The 19,025-nt window shown below is 61.9% G+C and carries 17 protein-coding genes; 7 read left to right on the top strand and 10 right to left on the bottom strand.

From position 1 onward, the window contains the following. From GYK42_RS27435 to GYK42_RS27415, 5 genes are all read left to right on the top strand, one after another. A partial coding sequence (locus GYK42_RS27435) for a beta strand repeat-containing protein (protein ID WP_240943894.1) occupies positions 1 to 3,257 on the top strand: 3,257 nt, incomplete at its 5' end. Continuing rightward, complete coding sequence (locus GYK42_RS27430) at positions 3,226 to 3,984, top strand: FecR family protein (protein WP_240943892.1); 759 nt, start codon at positions 3,226 to 3,228, stop codon at positions 3,982 to 3,984. The genes GYK42_RS27435 and GYK42_RS27430, both read left to right, overlap by 32 nt. Positions 3,985 to 4,088: 104 nt before the next feature. Beyond that, positions 4,089 to 6,512, top strand: coding sequence for a heavy metal translocating P-type ATPase (locus tag GYK42_RS27425; protein WP_166450074.1), 2,424 nt, complete (start codon positions 4,089 to 4,091; stop codon positions 6,510 to 6,512). Between the two features lies 1 nt (position 6,513). After that, complete coding sequence (gene cueR, locus GYK42_RS27420; RefSeq protein WP_034750463.1) at positions 6,514 to 6,933, top strand: Cu(I)-responsive transcriptional regulator; 420 nt, start codon at positions 6,514 to 6,516, stop codon at positions 6,931 to 6,933. 22 nt (positions 6,934 to 6,955) lie between these two features. Beyond that, positions 6,956 to 7,684, top strand: a complete 729-nt coding sequence (locus tag GYK42_RS27415) for a glutathione S-transferase family protein (RefSeq protein ID WP_166450073.1) — start codon at positions 6,956 to 6,958, stop codon at positions 7,682 to 7,684. Between the two features lie 44 nt (positions 7,685 to 7,728). Here GYK42_RS27415 and GYK42_RS27410 read toward each other — a convergent pair whose 3' ends face one another. From GYK42_RS27410 to yidD, 3 genes are all read right to left on the bottom strand, one after another. Then, positions 7,729 to 7,929, bottom strand: coding sequence for a heavy-metal-associated domain-containing protein (locus GYK42_RS27410; protein ID WP_034750458.1), 201 nt, complete (start codon positions 7,927 to 7,929; stop codon positions 7,729 to 7,731). 65 nt (positions 7,930 to 7,994) lie between these two features. After that, positions 7,995 to 8,936, bottom strand: a complete 942-nt coding sequence (locus GYK42_RS27405) for a bestrophin family protein (protein ID WP_166450072.1) — start codon at positions 8,934 to 8,936, stop codon at positions 7,995 to 7,997. 250 nt (positions 8,937 to 9,186) lie between these two features. After that, positions 9,187 to 9,708, bottom strand: a complete 522-nt coding sequence (gene yidD / locus GYK42_RS27400; RefSeq protein ID WP_166450071.1) for a membrane protein insertion efficiency factor YidD — start codon at positions 9,706 to 9,708, stop codon at positions 9,187 to 9,189. Positions 9,709 to 9,904: 196 nt separating this feature from the next. Between yidD and GYK42_RS27395 the strand changes: the two genes are divergently transcribed. Together GYK42_RS27395 and GYK42_RS29630 are read left to right on the top strand one after the other, a co-directional pair. Continuing rightward, positions 9,905 to 11,485, top strand: a complete 1,581-nt coding sequence (locus tag GYK42_RS27395) for a serine hydrolase (RefSeq protein ID WP_166450070.1) — start codon at positions 9,905 to 9,907, stop codon at positions 11,483 to 11,485. After that, the gene (locus GYK42_RS29630) at positions 11,457 to 11,588 is read left to right on the top strand and encodes a hypothetical protein (RefSeq protein WP_277346715.1); all 132 of its coding nucleotides are present in this window, start codon (positions 11,457 to 11,459) and stop codon (positions 11,586 to 11,588) included. The genes GYK42_RS27395 and GYK42_RS29630 overlap by 29 nt, the downstream gene beginning before the upstream one ends. Positions 11,589 to 11,626: 38 nt before the next feature. On the opposite strand, the gene GYK42_RS27390 is transcribed toward GYK42_RS29630, so the two are convergent. The 7 genes from GYK42_RS27390 to GYK42_RS27360 form a co-directional block, all read right to left on the bottom strand. After that, positions 11,627 to 12,301 (bottom strand): site-2 protease family protein, encoded by a 675-nt coding sequence (locus GYK42_RS27390; RefSeq protein ID WP_346768171.1) that lies wholly within the window; start codon positions 12,299 to 12,301, stop codon positions 11,627 to 11,629. Between the two features lie 139 nt (positions 12,302 to 12,440). Next, positions 12,441 to 14,243 (bottom strand): PhoH family protein, encoded by a 1,803-nt coding sequence (locus tag GYK42_RS27385; RefSeq protein ID WP_166450068.1) that lies wholly within the window; start codon positions 14,241 to 14,243, stop codon positions 12,441 to 12,443. Between the two features lie 289 nt (positions 14,244 to 14,532). Then, positions 14,533 to 15,003, bottom strand: a complete 471-nt coding sequence (locus tag GYK42_RS27380; protein WP_166450067.1) for a redoxin domain-containing protein — start codon at positions 15,001 to 15,003, stop codon at positions 14,533 to 14,535. A 75-nt stretch (positions 15,004 to 15,078) separates the two neighbouring features. Next, positions 15,079 to 16,038: a polysaccharide deacetylase family protein gene (locus GYK42_RS27375; RefSeq protein ID WP_166450066.1), complete on the bottom strand. Its 960-nt coding sequence runs from the start codon at positions 16,036 to 16,038 to the stop codon at positions 15,079 to 15,081. After that, a complete protein-coding gene (locus tag GYK42_RS27370; protein WP_046685777.1) occupies positions 16,038 to 17,090 on the bottom strand; it encodes a bifunctional UDP-4-keto-pentose/UDP-xylose synthase in 1,053 nt (350 codons plus the stop codon). The genes GYK42_RS27375 and GYK42_RS27370 overlap by 1 nt, the downstream gene beginning before the upstream one ends. A gap of 21 nt (positions 17,091 to 17,111) precedes the next feature. Continuing rightward, positions 17,112 to 18,029, bottom strand: a complete 918-nt coding sequence (locus tag GYK42_RS27365) for a formyltransferase (RefSeq protein ID WP_166450065.1) — start codon at positions 18,027 to 18,029, stop codon at positions 17,112 to 17,114. Further along, complete coding sequence (locus GYK42_RS27360) at positions 18,029 to 19,024, bottom strand: glycosyltransferase (RefSeq protein ID WP_046686229.1); 996 nt, start codon at positions 19,022 to 19,024, stop codon at positions 18,029 to 18,031. Before GYK42_RS27360 ends, GYK42_RS27365 begins: the two co-directional genes overlap by 1 nt. Between the last annotated feature and the right edge of the window lies 1 nt (position 19,025).

Here is a 19,025-nt window from a genome sequence, read left to right as displayed (position 1 = left end):
CGGTGGCGGGCAGCGCCGCCTTTGGCAACAAGAACGCGGGTATTGGAAAAACCGTCACGGTGACGAACGTGGCGTTGAGCGGCGGCGATGCGGACAACTATGTGCTGAACGCCAATGCGGGCAGCACCACAGCCGACATCGCGGCGCGTACCTTGAACGTGAGTTTTAGCGGCATTAACAAGACGTACGACGGTACGACAGGCGCGCAGGTAGGCTTTGGCGACGACAGGATCAGTGGCGACAATCTGACGGTAGCGGGCAGCGCCGCCTTTGGCAACAAGAACGCGGGTGCCGGCAAGGCCGTCAACGTTACAAATGTGGCGCTGAGCGGCGGCGATGCGGACAACTATGTGCTGAACGCCAATGCGGGCAGTACTACGGCCGACATCGCGGCGCGTACCTTGAACGTGAGCTTTAATGGCGTCAACAAGACGTATGACGGCACGACAGGCGCACAGGTCAGCTTTGGCGATGACCGTATTCAGGGCGATGCCCTGACGGTGGCGGGCAGCGCCGCCTTTGGCAACAAGAACGCGGGTGTTGGCAAGGCTGTCAATGTAAGTAATGTGGGTGTGAGCGGCGGCGATGCGGGCAACTATGTGCTGAACGCCAATGCCGGCAGCACCACGGCCGACATCGCGGCGCGTACCTTGAACGTGAGTTTTAACGGCGTCAACAAAACCTACGACGGCACGACGGGCGCGCAAGTGAACTTTGGCGATGACCGCGTTCAGGGCGATGCCTTGACGGTAGCGGGCAGCGCCGCCTTTGGCAACAAGAACGCGGGTGTTGGCAAGGCCGTCAATGTCACGAACGTTGCACTGAGCGGCGGCGATGCGGGCAACTATGTGCTGGGCGCCAACAGCGGCAGCACCACGGCCGACATCGCGGCGCGTACCTTGAACGTGAGCTTTAACGGCGTCAACAAAACCTACGACGGGACGACAGGCGCGCAAGTGAACTTTGGCGATGACCGTATTCAGGGCGATGCCCTGACGGTGGCGGGCAGCGCCGCCTTTGGCAACAAGAACGCGGGTGTTGGCAAGGCTGTCACGGTGACGAACGTGGGTGTGAGCGGCGGCGATGCGGGCAACTATGTGCTGGGCGCCAACAGCGGCAGCACCACGGCCGACATCGCAGCGCGTACCTTGAACGTAAGCTTTAACGGCGTCAACAAGACGTATGACGGCACGACAGGCGCACAGGTCAGCTTTGGCGATGACCGTATTCAGGGCGATACCCTGACGGTGGCGGGCAATGCGGCGTTTGGCAACAAGAACGCGGGTACCGGCAAGGCCGTCAACGTTACAAATGTGGCGCTGAGCGGCGGCGATGCGGGCAACTATGTGCTGGGCGCCAATGCGGGCAGCACCACGGCCGATATCGGCGCGCGCGCGCTGAACCTGTCCGGCGTGGCGGGCAGCAAGGTCTACGATGGCACGACGGGCGCGCAGCTGAGCCTGGGCGATGACCGTGTCGCTGGCGACAGCTTGATCGCCTCGGCAGTGGCCAACTTTGCGGACAAGAACGTGGGGGCGGGCAAGGCCGTGCAAGTGAGCGGCGCGGCGCTGACGGGTGCCGATGCGGGCAATTACTTTATCGTCTTGCCGACGGGCCTGCTGGCCAGCATCACGCCCGCCAGCCTGACCCTGGCAGGCTTGAGCGCCGCCGGCAAGGTGTATGACGGCACGACGTCCGCCACCGTCAGCGCGTCGGCGAATGGCGTGCTGGGCCAGGATGTGGTCAGCGTGGTGGGCGGCAGCGGTAGCTTTGCCGACAAGAATGCAGGCGCCGGAAAACTGGTGACGGTTAGCGGCTTCCGCCTGGCGGGTGCCGATGCGGGCAACTACACCCTGGAAACGACGGGTGGCACGGCGCAGGCATCGATTGCACAAAAACAATTGTCCACCTGGATCGGCAGCGGCAACGGCTTGTGGAGCGATGCCGCCAACTGGGATGGCGGCGTGGTGCCGGAAGGCGCGAACGTGCTGGCTGTCGATTTTACAAACAGCAAGGGCATCGTCACCTACAGCGCGGCGGCTGGCAGCACCATTCTGAAAAACCTGAACTCGGCAACGGGTTTGCTGTTGACGGGCGGCAGCTTGACCCTCGGTGAAAGCGCGTTGGACCGCTCCGTGCTGGGCGGTCTGGCTGGTCTGGAAATCAACGGCGGCAGCTTGCTGCTGAACGGCAGCCTGTCGGCGGACCGCTATGCGCAAGGAGGTGGGTTGCTGAGCGGCAGCGGTAACCTGCTCGTCGCCAACAGTTTTAATCAGACTGCCGGCGCCATCCGGCTGGCTGGCCAGCTGGCCATCACGCAAGCGGCTGGCGACTTGCGCTTCGCCAGCGTGGCGGCGAACACTGTACAGCTGAGCGCCTTGAACGGCGCCATCTCCCAGGACGGCGCGCTGCTTGCCGGCAGCGTGGCTGCGCAAGCGCGCGATGGCATCGTGCTGGGCAATGCTGGCAACCAGGTGGGTAGCTTTACCGCCAGCAATAGCGCAGGGGGCGGCATTGCGCTGAACAATACTTCGGCGCCCGGCACCTTGAGCCTGGGAACGCTAGTCACGGGTGCAGGCAATATCTCCATCGACAACACGGGCGGCGTCGCGGCTGGCAATATCAATGCGAATGGCGGCAACGTCAGCGTGACGGCGCACAGCCCCGTCACCGTCAACGGCAAGATCGCGGGCAATAACATCGCGCTCAATGCCAGCACGGACGTGCAGCTGGGCGATGGCGCACAGCTGGAGGCGGCGCGCGAAGTCAGCGTGACGGCGGGCCGTGACATCAGTGTCGGCGGCAATGCGAAGATCGTTAGCGGCGGCAATTTCAGCGCCAGCGCGGGCGCCAGTGTACGCTTTGCGGACACTGCCAGCGTCACCTTGCCGGCGACGGGCAGCATGAGCGTGCTGGCGAAAACGGGCAGCATCACGGGCGACTCGGGCGTGCGCGTGAACCGCCAGCGCAGCGGCGCGACACTGCTGGCGCCGAATGGCACGGTAAACATGGCGGACGCCATCTTCTTGCCATCGACTACCATCGACCCGCCCGTGATTGACCCCGCCACGAGCGCGGCCATCGATGATGCCTTGCGCATCATCAAGCAGGCCGACCGCGCCAACGACCCGCTCGCTTCCACGCCGTCGGCCAAGCCGGATGACAAGAAAAAAGACAGCAAGGATGTTGCCGATGCCACAGATAAACCAACAGGATACAAATTCGATGACCCCGCCAAAAAAATGTACTGCAATTAAGGCCTTGTTGTGGCTGGCCCTGATGTGCGTGGGCGCGCACGTCTGGGCCGGGCAAGTGGCCGGCACGGTGATGCAACTGAGCGGCCCCCTGATGGCCAAGAAGGCGGATGGCAAGATGAAAATCCTGGCCATCAAGTCCGAAGTCGAGCAGGGGGATACCTTGCTGACGGAAAAGGAAACCTATGCCTTGATCAAGCTGATCGACAATAGCGAAATCACTTTGAAACCGAATACCAGTTTTGTGATCGAACAATTCAGCTACACGGCCGAGCAGCCCGACGGCGACCACGCCATCTTCAGCTTGCTCAAGGGGGGCTTGCGCTCCGTCACGGGATTGCTGGGCAAGCGCAACAAGGAGCGTTTCGAGATGAAAACGCCGGCCGCCACCATCGGCATTCGTGGCACGACGTTTGTTGCCAGCTATGTCGCTCCTTCGGCGCCGCTGCCGACGGCGCCGCCATCACCATCGGCAGTGCAGGGACTGAGTCCCGGCCTGTATGTGCACGTGATCGATGGCATGATTCATGTGACGAATCCAGTGAGCACGCAAAACTTTGCCCCGGGACAGTTTGGCTACACGCCCAACTTCCGGCAACCTCCCGTCCTGTTGCCCGTCAATCCAGGCCTGCAGTTCACGCTGCCGCCGGCCTTTTTGCCATCGTCCTCAGGCGGCGGTGCTCCTGCCGGCGCCACCAAGCCTGCCGCCATCGACTGCGTGGTGCGCTAAGTCTTACAGGCAAGCCCCGTTTTCCTTGCAAATAGGGCTTGACCTTCCCATCGTTGGATAGCAGATCCTGACCCTATTAGTCAATCTTTCGTACAGGATCTGTCATGAACCAGAGTGCACTCGCTCCCGCCGCTTCTCCTCCCGCCGCCGCGCACGCGCAGGCGCTGGCCATCGAAGGCATGAGCTGCGCCTCGTGCGTTGGCCGCGTGGAAAAGGCCCTGGCCGCCGTGCCCGGCGTGACCCAGGCCAGCGTCAACCTGGCCACGGAAGTGGCCAAAATCAGTTCCGACACGCCGATTCCACTGGCCACCCTGCAGGCGGCCGTGGAAAAGGCCGGCTACACGGTGGCGCAGCGCGAAATCGACCTGAACATCGCCGGCATGACGTGCGCCTCTTGCGTGGGCCGGGTGGAAAAAGCCCTGCTGAAAGTGCCTGGCGTGCTCGTGGCCAGCGTCAACCTGGCCACGGAAAGCGCGCGCATCAAGGTGACGGGCGGCGTGGAAGCAGGCGCCCTGATCGCAGCCATCGACAAGGCCGGCTATGCAGCCAGGGTTCCCGCCGCCAGCCAGGCCAGCGCGCCCGCTGCCGCGCCCAACCGCGACGGCGTGAAAGTGGCGTTCGCGGCCGTGCTGGCCTTCCCCTTGATGCTGCCGATGCTGCTCGAGTGGGCCGGAATTCATCTGATGCTGCCAGGCTGGCTGCAATTCGCGCTGGCCACGCCCGTGCAGTTTTACTTTGGCGCGCGTTTCTACAAGGCGGGCTGGAAGGCGGCCCGCGCCGGCAGCGGCAACATGGATCTGCTGGTGGCGCTGGGCACGAGCGCGGCGTATGGCTTGTCCGTCTACCAGTGGCTGACGGCGGGCGAAATGCTGCCACACCTGTACTTTGAAGCATCGGCCGTCGTCATCACCCTCGTGCTGCTGGGCAAATGGCTGGAAAGCCGCGCCAAGCGCCAAACGGCCTCGGCCATCCGTGCGCTGCAGGTCTTGCGTCCGGAATCGGCCCGCGTGCGCCGCGACGGCATCGAGATCGACTTGCCCGTGGAACAGGTGAAAGTGGGCGACCTGGTGGTGATCCGTCCTGGCGAGCGGGTGGCCGTCGATGGCGTGGTGGTGGAGGGCGCCAGCCAGATCAATGAATCCCTGATCACGGGCGAAAGCTTGCCGGTTGATAAGCATCCGGGTGACAAGGTCACGGGCGGCGCCATCAATGCCGATGGCTTGTTGCTGGTGCGCACGCAGGCCGTGGGCGGCGAGACGACCTTGTCGCGCATCATCCGCCTGGTGGAAGATGCGCAGGCGGCCAAGGCGCCGATCCAGCACCTGGTCGACAAGGTCAGCGCGATCTTCGTTCCCGTGGTGCTGGTGCTGGCGCTGCTGACCATGCTGGGCTGGTGGTTCGCTACCGGCGAGCTGGAGAACGCCATCATCAATGCCGTGGCCGTGCTGGTCATCGCCTGCCCATGCGCGCTGGGCCTGGCCACGCCGACGGCCATCATGGCCGGCACGGGCGTGGCGGCCCGTTACGGCATCCTGATTAAGGATGCGGAAGCGCTGGAAGTGGCGCACGCCGTCAATACCGTCGTGTTCGACAAGACGGGCACCTTGACCATCGGCAAACCAGCCCTGGCGGCCATGCATGCGCACGGCATCGGCGATGCACGCCTGTTGCAGCTGGCGGCCAGCATCCAGCGCGGCAGTGAACACAGCCTGGCGGCGGCCGTGCTCGATGCGGCCAGCGTGCGTCATATCGAGCCCTTGCCCGCCACGGCCCTGTCGGCCTTGCCGGGGCGCGGCCTGGCGGCCCACGTCGATGGCCTGGAGTTGAAACTGGGCAGCACGCGGCTGATGCAGGAGTTGAACGTGGACATGACGCCGTTGGCGGAACAGGCCTTGTCGCTGGAAAACACGGGCAATACGATTTCGTGGCTGGCCTCGGGATCGGAACTGCTGGGCTTGTTCGCCTTTTCCGACCAGGTCAAGCCGAACGCGCAGGCGGCCATTGCCCACTTGCATAGCCTCGGCATCCAGACGGTGATGCTGACCGGGGACAACCAGGGCAGCGCGGACGCTGTCGGCAAGCTGCTGGGCATCGACACGGTGGCGGCGAAAATGCTGCCGGCCGATAAAACCGCTAAAATTGTCGCGCTGAAAGGCGAGGGCGCGAAAGTCGCCATGGTGGGCGACGGCATCAACGATGCGCCCGCGCTGGCGGCCGCCGACGTGGGCATCGCCATGTCGACGGGCACGGATGTGGCCATGCATGCGGCCGGCATTACCCTGATGCGCGGCGATCCGGCCCTGGTGGCGGACGCCATCGATATCTCGCGCCGCACCTACAGCAAGATACGGCAGAATCTGTTCTGGGCCTTCATTTACAACCTGATCGGCATTCCCCTGGCCGCCTTTGGCTTGCTCAACCCCATGGTGGCGGGCGCGGCGATGGCCTTCAGTTCGGTCAGCGTGATCAGCAATGCCCTGTTGCTGCGCCGCTGGAAAGCCCGCAGTGCGCATACCAAGGAGTCATAGGATGAATATCGGCCAGGCCGCAAGCGAAACGGGCGTATCGGCAAAAATGATACGCTACTATGAAAGCATTACTTTGTTAAAACCCAGCGCGCGCAGCGACGCCGGTTACCGCATCTACACGCCCAACGATTTACACGCCCTGCGTTTCATCAAGCGCGGGCGTGGCCTGGGTTTTTCGCTGGAGCAAATCCGCGAACTGCTGTCACTCTGGCAAAACGACCAGCGCGCCAGCGCGGACGTAAAAGGCATCGCGCTGGCCCATGTGGCGGACTTGAACCAGCGCATCGCCGAATTGACGGAAATGCGCGATACCCTGGCGCACCTGGCGCAATCGTGCCATGGCGACGACAAGCCCGATTGCCCCATCCTGCAAAGCCTGGGACTGGCCGGTGACAAGGAAGCGAAAGCATGTTGCCCTTGATGTAAGTCAATGGAGGTGGCGTATGGCGTATGAACTGTACTATTGGCCCACGATACAGGGCCGCGGCGAATTCATCCGACTGGCCCTGGAAGAGGCGGGCGCCGACTACCGCGACGTCGCCCGTTTGCCTGAGCGCAAGGGGCAAGGCATGCCCGCAATGCTGGCCTGCCTCGACGGCGACAGCACGCCACAGGCCGCCTACGCGCCGCCCGTGCTGCGCGATGGCGAGATGCTGATCGGCCAGACGACGAATATCCTGTTCTACCTGGGCCGGCGCCTGGGACTGGCGCCGCGCGCGGAAAGCGGCCGTTTGTGGCTGAACCAGCTGCAACTGACGATGGCCGACTGGCTGACGGAAGTGCACGACACGCACCATCCGCTGTCGATGAATCAATATTACGAAGAGCAAAAAGAAGCGGCCCTGCTGCGCAGCGCGGATTTCCGAGAAGCACGCTTGCCCAAGTTTCTCGATTATTTCACGCAAGTGTTGCAGAACAATGGCAGCCGCGGCCAGTATCTGGTGGGCGCCAGACTCACGTATGGCGACCTGTCGCTGTTCCAGATGCTGGCGGGCCTGCAGTATGCGTTTCCGCAAGCCATGGCGCGCCTCGCGCCCGAATATCCCGCCTTGTCCGACTTGCACGATGCCGTGGCGGCGCGGCCGAACATTGCCCGTTACCTGCGTTCGAAGCGGAGAATCCCATTTAACCAGGACGGCATCTTCCGCCATTACCCCGAACTGGACGGATAAAAAAACAGCCGGCGCAAAGGCCGGCTGTTTTGTGTGGGTGTGGTTTATTGCGCGCTGGTAACGGGAAAGCCCGCCTCCACGATGGCCGCGCTGATGGCCCCCAGTTCGGCGGGCGATTCCACCGTGACGCGCTTGCTGGCCAGGTCGATCTGCACCTGCGCTTGCGGATCGATGGCTTGCACCGCTTTCGTGACCGAGCCGACGCAATGGCCGCAGCTCATGTTTTCAACTTGTAACTGGTACATGGCAAGCACTCCTTGAATGGTTAAGTGTGTCCACTGTAAGCCTTACCCCAATGGTAAGGTCAAGCTTAGTGCAGCAGAAAATCGACGGCTTGCATGGGCGGCGGCACGTTCTCATCCTGCAGGGATTCACGCAAGCTGATGTTAATGGCGCGGCACATGGCGGACAGGGGCAGATCGTTGGCGTCTTCGCCGAACGGTTCCTCGATCTCGTCACCCAGTGCGTCGAGTCCAAAGAAGGTGTAGGCGACGATGGCGACGACGAATGGCGTCATGAAACCGAGCGAGTCGACGAGGCCGAAGGGCAGCAGGAAGCAGTACAGATACGCCGTGCGGTGCAGCAGCAGCGAATACGAAAACGGAATCGGCGTGCTGCGGATGCGTTCGCACGAAGCGCCCGCCGCCACCATGGCCGAGACCGTGTTATCGATCTGCGTGGCGAAGATGCTGTCGATGCGGCCCTGCCGGACGCAGTCGGCCAGGTCGTGGCCCATCTGCAGCATCAGATAGTCGGATGGGTTCGCCGCCTTGCATGCCGCTTCCCATTCTGCCGGGCGCAGCAGCGGCTGCAAGTCGGCCGGTCCGCGCGTGTCGCGCAGCTGGTGGCGCAGCGCATGGCAAAAGGCGATGGTGCGGTAGATCATGCGCACGCGCACGTCTTCCAGGCCCAGTCTGGCGTGGGCCGGCGTGTCGCTGCGTATCATCGTCTGGCACTGGCGCGAGAAATTACGGCTGCGCAAGACCAGTTCGCCCCACAGCTTGCGCGCTTCCCAGTAGCGGTCATAGGCGGCCGTGTTGCGAAAGCCGAGGAAGATGGCCAGCGGCAAACCGATCAGGGTAAACGGGATGGTGGTGAGGATCACCTTGTGGTCGAACAAGGTGCCGTGGCACCAGGTGACGAGGGTGGCGATCAGGGTGTTGACGATCAGCGTGGTGCGGATGCGCGGCAGGACGGAGCCGCGCACCACGAGGAACAGCCGTAGCGCCGAAGGACGCTCGCGCACGATCATGCCGTACTCCCGGTTTGGGGCTGGGCTGGCGGGGAAACACGCACTTGGTGATCGGTAAGGGTGGAAAGACAGGGTGGCAATTGCCGGGAACAAAAAGCCCGCGATGTATGCGGGCTGAGCAGGGTGTGCATGGGAAGCAGAGTAGGGGAGACGGCCCGAGTATAGGCCGCAGACCTGTTTCCAGCCAATTCACAGTGATAATGGGTATTATTCATTTCATGAATGAATATTTCATTTGTAAGTAAAAATTTCAGCTTTCCGGGGTCTGTCCCTGCCGTATCTTCTTGCGGCGTTCTTCCTGCTGCCGTTTCAGTGCGGCACTGGCTGTATAGTCGTTGCGGAACCACGTCGGGTTCTTGCCGCGACCCGGCCGGGAGCAATCAGCCAGGCTGGCCACGTCGGCGCAGTCGCAGGCGCAGTCGAACAGGGGCACGTCGCAGTCGCAATACCCCGCCTGTGCCTGGCGGCGTGCGCTGCGCCGGGCCTGCGGATGCAGCGCGAGGTGCTGGCGATGCCGTTCGCCGCAGGCGCGCAAGCGGCGTTGCAGCAGGGGCAGGCCCGCGCGCAAGCCGTGGCGCGCGATGACCTTGTAGCCGTAGGCGGAACAGCTGTCGCGCCCCGTGAGCACGCGATAGGCGCAGGAAAACCCTTTCCATGGCGACAGGTAACGCTGGTAGGCGCGGATGGCCCACAGGGCCAAGTGCTTGCCACAGGTATCGAGCGTGAGAATGATGCATCCTTTGCGATTGTTGTAAAGCAGTGGTTCGAGCATACGACAGGTATCCCGAAATGCATAGCCTTGGGCAAGCATGAATTATCAATGTGACAAATGGGGAGAATTGCGCAGGTCGCGTCTGTTAGGCTGAATGAGCTATTTGGAAATATTTCCTAAAGCAAAACATGTCATTCCAATAGCTGCCGCCAAGGGGCGACCAAGCTTGTTTATCCTTCTTGTGAAAGTGATCCGCATGTTTAAAGTTTCCAGCATCTGTCTCGCCACGTTGATCCTGTTGCAAGCGCCAGCCGGCTGGGCAGGCCAAGCAGTGCCCCTGAGCCGGCAGCAGCAAGCGCTGGCCGCGCAAATCGACGCCAGCATCGCGCCCTATTACAAGTCCGGCGAGCCTGGTGCCGTCGTGATCGTCGTCAAGGATGGCCAGCCGCTGCTGCGCAAGGCGTATGGCCTGGCCAGCGTGCAGGACGGCACGCCGCTGACGCCCGACATGTCGCTGCGCCTGGGGTCGATTTCCAAGCAATTCACGGCCGTCGCCATCCTGTTGCTGGCCGACCAGGGCAAGCTGGCCGTTACCGATGACATCACGAAATTCCTGCCCGACTATCCCACCCACGGCAAGAAAATCACGATCGAACAGTTGCTCGCGCACACGTCCGGCATCCATGACTACACGAGGAAGCCGGAATTTGTGCCCAACAGCACGAAAGACTTGAGCGTGGCGCAGATGATCGATTTCTTCAAGAACGATGCGCCCGACTTTGAACCGGGCACGCAGTGGAGTTACAGCAGCTCCGGCTATTTCCTGCTGGGCGCCATCATCGAGAAGGCGTCGGGCCAGCCGTATGCCACGTTTGTGGAGCAGCAGATCTTCGTACCGCTGGGCATGAACGATACGGCCTATGAAGGCCATGAGCGCCAGCCTGCCAAGCGCGCGGCCGGGCATATCCGTTCGGGCGAGGCGTATGTGCCGAACTTGCCCTTGAGCATGACGCAGCCTTATGCGGCCGGCGCGCTCGTTTCCACCGTGGACGACCTGGCGCGCTGGGATGCGGCCATCTCGGACGGCAAGCTGCTCAAGCCAGCCACCTGGCAGCAGGCGTTCACGCAGGCCAAGCTGAACGATGGCAAGGCGGTCCGTTCCGGCTACGGCTGGAAGGTGGGCACCTGGCAAAACACCCCCGTCATCCACCATAGCGGCGGCATCAATGGTTTTGCCACCTATGCGATGCGCTTGCCGAAGGAAAAAGTCTACGTGGCCGTGCTGGAAAACTCGGACACGGGTCTGGTCGATCCTGACGTGGTGGCGCGCAAGGCGGCCGCCATCGCCGTGGGCCGGCCGTATCCCGAGATCAAGGTCATTACGCTCAAGCCGGCCATCCTGGACGCCTATGCGGGCGTGTACGCGATCAACGACAAGGCCGGCTACACGATCCGCAACTTCGAGGGCAACTTGCTGCTGCAGCGTACGGGCCGTCCGGCGCAGCGCTTGCTGGCGTATTCGCCCAATGGTTTCCTGATTGAAAACACGTTGACGACGGCCGAGTTCGAGCGGGGACCGAAGGGCGAGGCGCAGCTGATCCTCAACGATGGCGGCGAATCGAAGTCCGTGCACGAGCGCGCCAGCGCCGTCAAGCCGGCCCGCACCGTGGTCGCCATGACGCATGCGCAATTCGATGGCTACGTGGGCCGCTATGCGCTGGCGCCCGAGGTGTACCTGGAAGTGACGCGCGAAGGCGATAGATTCTTTGCCCAGGTGACGGGTTTCCGCAAGCTGGCTCATGCTGCCCATGAGCGAGACGGCATTCTTCTCGAATGAAGTCGATGCGGAAGTGCGTTTCAGCAAGGATGCCAGCGGCAAGACCGAGCAGCTGGTATTGCGCCAGGAAGGGCAGGACATGCCGGCCAGGCGCGTGAACTGATGTGTGCTGGCTGATTCGCGTGCAGGCGCCAAGCCGACCTACGCCGGCATGGCTTGCCAGCCGTACCAGCCGAATGCCACTATCCACGCCAGCAAGATCGCCAGCCCCGGCAGCAACAGCCATTTTGCTGCCGTCTCTTCCCACGCCACGTAAGGCTTGCCTGCGCGCGCGATCGCCAGCAGCGCCTGGCCCCCGTTCAAGCCGGCAAACGGCAGCAGATTGAAGGCGCACAGTTTCAACGAGAATAGGGCGAATACCAGCGCAAAGCCGTGCGTGCGGGCAAAGGTTTCTCCATCCCCCAGCAATGCCTGCGCCGTTGACAATGGCGCCAGCGCGCCATGGATAATTTGCTCGAAAGCAGCGACAAAGTGTTCCCAGCCCGAAGCTCCCATGATGCTCAGCGATAAGGCCAGCAGTACCCCCACGCCGCTCAACGGCAGCAGCACCTGCTTCCACAGCGGCTGGAAATTATAGGCGTCCAGGCAGGGATCGTCGTCATACAGCATTTCTTCGCGCGTATCCTTCAGCACCACATTCCCGGCCAGGGGCAGCAGTCTGACGTGGATTTTTCCCACGGCCAGCAGGATTGGCCCCACGCCGTAGCTGACGCTGCGCACGGTGATGCCCAATGCGCGGGCGCACACGGGCATGACGGAAATGTGAATCAGCATGAAAAGGATAAAGCAGAGCAACAACTGAAAGGCGGGATGCATCGGGCGGGGTGTCCAGGAAGAAGGGAGCGGTATTAGAACATGCCGCCACGAAAAGCTGCGCACATGAAAAAAGCCCCGGCCGCAACTACTGCAGCCGGGGCTTTCGAATGACTGGGCAGCTTGCGCCGCCCGCTAACACTTACAGCACTTCGCTGGCGTGGTCGGCCAGGCGCGAGCGCTCGCCGCGGGCCAGGGTGACGTGGCCGCTGTGGGTCCAGCCCTTGAAGCGGTCGACCACGTAGGTCAGGCCGCTCGAGCCTTCCGTCAGGTACGGCGTGTCGATCTGTGCGATGTTGCCCAGGCACAGGATCTTCGTGCCGGGACCGGCGCGCGTGACCAGGGTCTTGACCTGTTTCGGTGTCAAGTTTTGCGCTTCGTCGATGATGAGGAACTTGTTCACAAACGTGCGGCCGCGCATGAAGTTGAGCGACTTGATCTTGATGCGCGAGCGGATCAGGTCTTGCGTTGCCGCACGGCCCCATTCGCCGCCGTCCGAATCGGACTTGTTCAGCACTTCCAGGTTGTCGTCGAAGGCGCCCATCCATGGCGACATCTTTTCTTCTTCCGTGCCTGGCAGGAAACCGATGTCTTCGCCCACCGGCACCGTGACGCGGGTGACGATGATTTCATTGTAGAGCTTGGTTTCCAGCACTTGCGCCAGGCCGGCGGCCAGGGCCAGCAGGGTCTTGCCGGTACCGGCCTGGCCCAGCAGGGTGACGAAGTCGCATTCCGGATTCATCAGCAAGTTCAGCGCGAAATTCTGCTCGCGGTTGCGCGCCGTCACGCCCCACACATTGTTCTTCGTGTGGCTGAAGTCGCGCAGGGTTTGCAGCACGGCCGTCTTGCCATTGATCTGTTTCACCTGGCCGTAGAACGGGGTTTCGCCGTTTTTCGGTTCCAGGTAGATGAACTGGTTCACCAGCAAGGATGGAATGAACGGACCCGTCACGCGGTAGAACGTCGAGCTGTAGCCGTTCTTGCTTTCCTGCCACGATTCCATGTCCTTGCCGTGCTTGTTCCAGAAGTCGTCCGGCAATTGCACGATGCCCGAGTACAGCAAGTCCGTGTCTTCCAGCACATGGTCGTTGAAGTAATCTTCGGCTGGCAAGCCCAGGGCGCGCGCCTTGATGCGCATGTTGATGTCTTTCGACACCAAGACGACGGGGCGGCCTTCCTGTTCCGATTCCAGCGAACGCACGACGGCGAGGATCTGGTTGTCGGCCTTGCCCACTGGCAAGCCAGCCGGTAAATCGGCGCTTTGCAAACGCGTCTGGAAGAACAGACGGCCCTTGGCATCCTTGTTGCCCAGCTTGGACAGCAAGATGCCGTGTTCGATGGCGTCGTCGTCCGTGTTGCTGATCAGGGCGTCGAGCGTGCGCGAGACCTGGCGTGCATTGCGCGCCACTTCCGTCATGCCCTTTTTATGGTTGTCCAGCTCTTCCAGGGTCATCATCGGCAGGTACACATCGTGTTCCTCGAAGCGGAACAGCGACGATGGATCGTGCATCAGCACGTTCGTGTCGAGTACGAACAGCTTGCTGATGCCGCGCTGGTCGGCGGCGCGGCTGGCGGACGACTTGAGCTGCACTTCCACCGCCTTGTGCTTGGCCGGATGTGGCTGCTCGGCTTGCTTGACGGGCTTGATCGGCGTGACTTTGCCTTTTGCCGCCGGTTTGGCTTTCGCCGCAGGAGCAACGGCGGCAGGCGCGGCAACGGCTTGCGTAGGCGCCGGCTTGGCGACCATAAGGGCCGCCACTTGCTTGATCTTCGTGGCCGCATTGCGGACCGGCTTGGCAACTTCGGCGATCGCCGCTTCAATAATCGGTGCAGCCACTTTCTTGGCTGCCGGGGTTTTGGTGGTCGGGCGCGCTGCGCCTGCGGTTGGGTAATCTTGGGTGGCCAGGATGGTGGCTGGCTTGCTCGGTAATTTTGGCAGTGGCATCAGGATCTCAATCAAAAAATTTCTGGAATGAATCTCCCATGGGCAGCCAGCTTCTGGCGGCACTTCTCATGGGGGGATGCGAGGGGAACAACAATGCTACAAGACGAGAAACTGCCGGAAGGCCGGCAGCATGGCCGGTCATGGACGCCATCGGCGGGCTGCAGGCCCGCCTGGCGGAGTGGATGGAGGCGCTTCGTTGACTCAAAATGGCGATAGGTACCGTGAACTGAACTGCGGTTGAACCAGGCTCGCTGGAAGCCGACAACGCGCATTGGATCAAAATGGACGATCAATTCAGATGCGCTACGAATTCCAGCACTTCTTCCACGTGAGTTGCGACCTTCACGCCTCTCCATTCTTTCACCAATCGGCCCTGGGCGTCAATCACAAACGTACTGCGCTCGACGCCACGGACCGTCTTGCCGTACATCTGTTTCATCTTCATGACGTTAAACAGCAGGCAAACGGCTTCGTCCGTGTCGGAAATAAGCTCGAATGGCAGCTCCAGCTTGGCTTTGAAGCTTTCGTGCGAGCGCAGGGAATCGCGGCTGATGCCGTAGATTTCCACGCCGGCGGCGATGAATTGCGGATACGCATCGCGGAAGGCGATGTTTTCCGTGGTGCAGCCAGGGGTGTTGTCCTTCGGATAGAAAAACAGCACGGTGGCCTTGGCCGGGCGGCCCAGCAACTGAAAGGTTTTGCCGCTGGTCATGGCGGCGTTAAAGTCGGGTATGCTAACGAGGGATTGGCTATCAGCCACAGGTTCTCTCCTGAACGGTGATCATCAGCGCTGGTTTTTAATCTGGCAACGCATCCAGGTGCAACAATACAGCATTCAGGCCGCTTTGCCCTGCACAATCAGGCGCCCCGAACGCCCGGGCAACTCGTCCCAGGTGATGGGGCAAACGGGCAAGTCCGTATTTTTTATCTTTTCATAATAATCGCCCATCGCTGCGAACTGGTAGCCCTGGGCTTTCCAGCCAGCCAGCAGTTGTTCGAAAATGGGGGCGAGTTTCTGTCCTTCAAGTTCCGCATGCAAGGTATACACGTGATCGCGGGGATTATCCGCCGTCAATGACAATATATGCGCGGCAACATTGCCGGTCGTGATCAGTTTGCCGTCGATTTCGCAGCCCAGCAATTCATCCAGGGTGGGCAGGGTGGTGGGCAATTGCACGCATTGCAGGATGGTGTTGCCGTTGCGCACGCGGTGCGGACCTTGCGTTGGCTGGGCCATGGCGCCGCGCGCATCGAGCATGGCGCGGCCGTCGGAGGCAAAGCGGTAGCCGGCCGTGTCGTGCTCGACAAAGGCGCTGACGTTCATTTGCCAGCCGGCCGCGCCGTGCGTGTGCGGCTTGGCGCCAAACACCTGCTCGTAGCGGTTGGCGGCCTTGCGCATCATGTTGATGGTCCAGGCGGCGTTGCGCTTGGCCACGTTGTCTTGCCACAGGGTGTGATCCCAGGTGTGGATGCCGCACTCGAAACCGGCATCGCGCACGGCGCGCAATTGCGCCGCGCATTGCTTGCCGATATCGGGGCCCGGCAGCAAGGTGCCGTACATCAATGTCTTCAAGCCGTAGTGCTCGACCACCGAGGTGCGCGACACCTTGCTGAAAAAGCCGGGCTTCAAGGCGCGCCGCAGGGCCCAGCCCGTGTGGTCTGGGCCCAGCGAGAACAGAAAGGTGGCGTTGGCCTGGTGCGCGGCCAGCATGCGCACCAGATTGCCCATGCCTTCACGGGTGCCGCGATAGGTATCGACGTCGATTTTCAGGGTCAGGAACGGCTTGCTCAACATTAATCCATCAGGGCTTTGGCTTGGGCTACCTGGCTGCGGTAGGCGTCGAAAATATTGCGCAGGGAATCGGCCATGGTGGTGGTCGGCGCCCAGCCCAGCTCTTCGCAGGTATTCGTGATTTTCGGCACGCGGTTTTGCACGTCCTGGTAGCCGGCGCCGTAGTAGGCGCCCGAAGTCGTTTCCACGATTTTCACGTGTTTCGCGCCTTCGGCGTATTCCGGATATTCGGTGGCCAGGGTCAGCATCATGCCGGCCAGGTCGCGGATCGAATAGTTATTGGTCGGATTGCCAATGTTGTAGATCTTGCCGCTGGCGATGCCGTTCTTGTTGGCGATGATGCGCATCAGCGCGTCGATGCCGTCGTCGATGTAGGTGAACGCGCGTTTCTGCGCGCCGCCGTCCACCAGCGAGATGTTTTCGCCGCGCACGATATGGCCGAAGAATTGCGTCACCACGCGCGAGGAACCTTCTTTGGGCGTATGGATCGAGTCCAGGCCCGCGCCGATCCAGTTGAATGGACGGAACAGGGTGAAGTTCAAGCCTTCCATGCCGTAGCCCCAGATCACGCGGTCCATCAGCTGCTTGGCGTTCGAGTAGATCCAGCGCGGCTTGTTGATCGGGCCGCAGATCAGTTCCGAGTTTTCCGGATCGAATTCTTCATCATGGCACATGCCATACACTTCCGAGGTCGACGGGAAGACCAGGTGCTTGCCGTACTTGGCGGCCGAGCGGACGATGGGCAGGTTGGCTTCGAAGTCCAGTTCGAAGACGCGCAGCGGCTGCTTGACGTAGGTCGACGGCGTGGCGATGGCCACCAGCGGCAGGATCACGTCGCATTTCTTGACGTGGTACTCGACCCATTCCTTGTTGATCGTGATGTCGCCTTCGAAGAAGTGCATGCGCGACTTGTAGTTGTCATCCTCCAGCAATTCCGTGATGCGGTCCGTGTTCATGTCCATGCCGTAGACATGCCAGTCGGTGGTTTCCAGGATGCGCTTGGACAGGTGGTGGCCGATGAAGCCGTTGACGCCTAAGATGAGGACTTTTTTCATGTGAGATTCTCTTGTGTGATATCAGTGTGTGCTGACGCGGGTGGTCAGACTTGCTTGCAATTGCTGAGCCGAAACCGGCTCCCCGGCAGCCCTCAGCGCGGAAATGGCCAGCATGTGGCCGTCTCCGCAGACGCCAAAGATGCAATTATCCACTACCGCCAAGCCCGGTGGCAAACTTCCTGCTGAATGCTTGCTTAAACGGGCTTTTTCGATGGTGTAAATAACATTGTTGACTTCGGTGAACGCGCCGGGATAGGGCGGCGCGACGGCCCGGTGCAGGTTGTATACCTGCTGCGCGGGTAACTTCCAGTCGATGCGGCCGTCTTCCGGCGTGCGTCCGCCAAAGTAGCCGCCCTGGCGCAAATCGTTGAGCTGGCGCGGCGCCGTGCCGTCCAGCAAGGCTGGCAGCACGTTCCACAGGGTTTGTTCCGCCGCCACGGTGACCTTGCCGAAGACTTCGAAAGCCGTGTCGTCGGGCAGGATGGGGACGGCCGTTTGCGCGACGATGGCGCCGGCATCGGGTTTGACCGTCATTTCATGCAGGGTGGCGCCCGTTTGCGGGGCGCCGTGCAGCACGGCCCAGTTGACGGGTGCGCGGCCGCGGAACTGCGGCAGCAGCGAACCGTGCATATTGTAGGCGGGCGCGACTTCCAAAATGCTGGCCGGCAGCATGTGACGGTAGTAAAAACTGAACAGCATGTCCGGTTTGGCTGCCTGCACCTGCGCCAGCAGTTCGGGCGCGCGTGCGTCCGATGGCGTGATGTAGGGAATGCCTTCGGCTTGGCACAGGCTGGCGACGGATTCGAACCACAGGTTTTCCGTGGGGCTGTCTTCGTGCGTGACGACCAAGGCGATATCGACGCCGCCGGCCAGCAGCACCTTGATGCAGCGCACGCCCACATTGTGGTAGCCGAAGACGACGGCGCGCGGGGCGCCCATCAGCGGCCCACCTGGCGTTTTTCCAGGCGCACGTACGATGGCGCCTCGGCTTCCGCCTGGACCATGCCGTCCTGCAAGATGGTTTGCACCACGTAGCGGGGGCGGGCGCGCACTTGCTGGAAGATGCGTCCCACGTACTCGCCCACGAGGCCGATGCCGAACAGGATCACGCCCATCAGGAAGAAGGCGATGGCGAAAAGGGTGAATACGCCCTGCGCCTCGGCGCCGAACAGGAAGCGGCGCGCCAGCAGATAGATCACCAGCCCGGCCGAACTGAGCGACAGCAGCATGCCCAGCATCGAGAAAATTTGCAGGGGAATCAGCGAAAAGCCCGTGACCAGGTCGAAATTGAGGCGGATCAGGCTGTACAGCGAGTATTTCGACTCGCCGGCTGCCCGTTCCTCGTGTTCGACGGTAATTTCCGTGGGCTTGCGGGCAAACGTGTAGGCCAGTGCCGGCACGAAGGTGTTGACTTCGGCGCATTGGTTGACCAGGTCGATCACGTTGCGGCCATATGCGCGCAGCATGTTGCCCTGGTCCGTGATCTTGATGTTGGTGATGCGCTCGCGCAGCCGGTTCATCATCTTCGAGGCCAGGGTGCGCCAGGCGGAATCTTGCCGCTTGCGCCGGATCGAACCCACGTAATCGTAGCCTTCGCGCATCTTCGCCACGAGGTTGCCGATTTCTTCGGGCGGATTCTGCAAGTCGGCGTCGAGCGTGACCATGATCTGCCCGCGCGAGGATTCAAAACCGGCCAGGATGGCCATGTGCTGGCCATAATTACCGTTGAACAAGACGACGCGCGTGACGTCGGGGCGCTGGCGGAACTGTTCCGCCAGGATGGCCACCGAATTGTCGCGGCTGCCATCGTTGATGAAGATGATCTCGTAGCTCGTCTGCAAGGCATCGAGGGCCGGATACAGGCGGGCGAACAGGCTGGCCAGGCCATCCTGCTCGTTGTAGATCGGAATGATAACGGACAGTTCAGGTTTCATC

This window comes from Janthinobacterium lividum (genome assembly GCF_011601275.1).
In the GTDB taxonomy this organism is placed as follows: domain Bacteria; phylum Pseudomonadota; class Gammaproteobacteria; order Burkholderiales; family Burkholderiaceae_D; genus Janthinobacterium; species Janthinobacterium lividum_E.
Note: the sequence above shows the minus strand (reverse complement) of the source record. Positions and strands in the feature narration are given on the sequence as shown.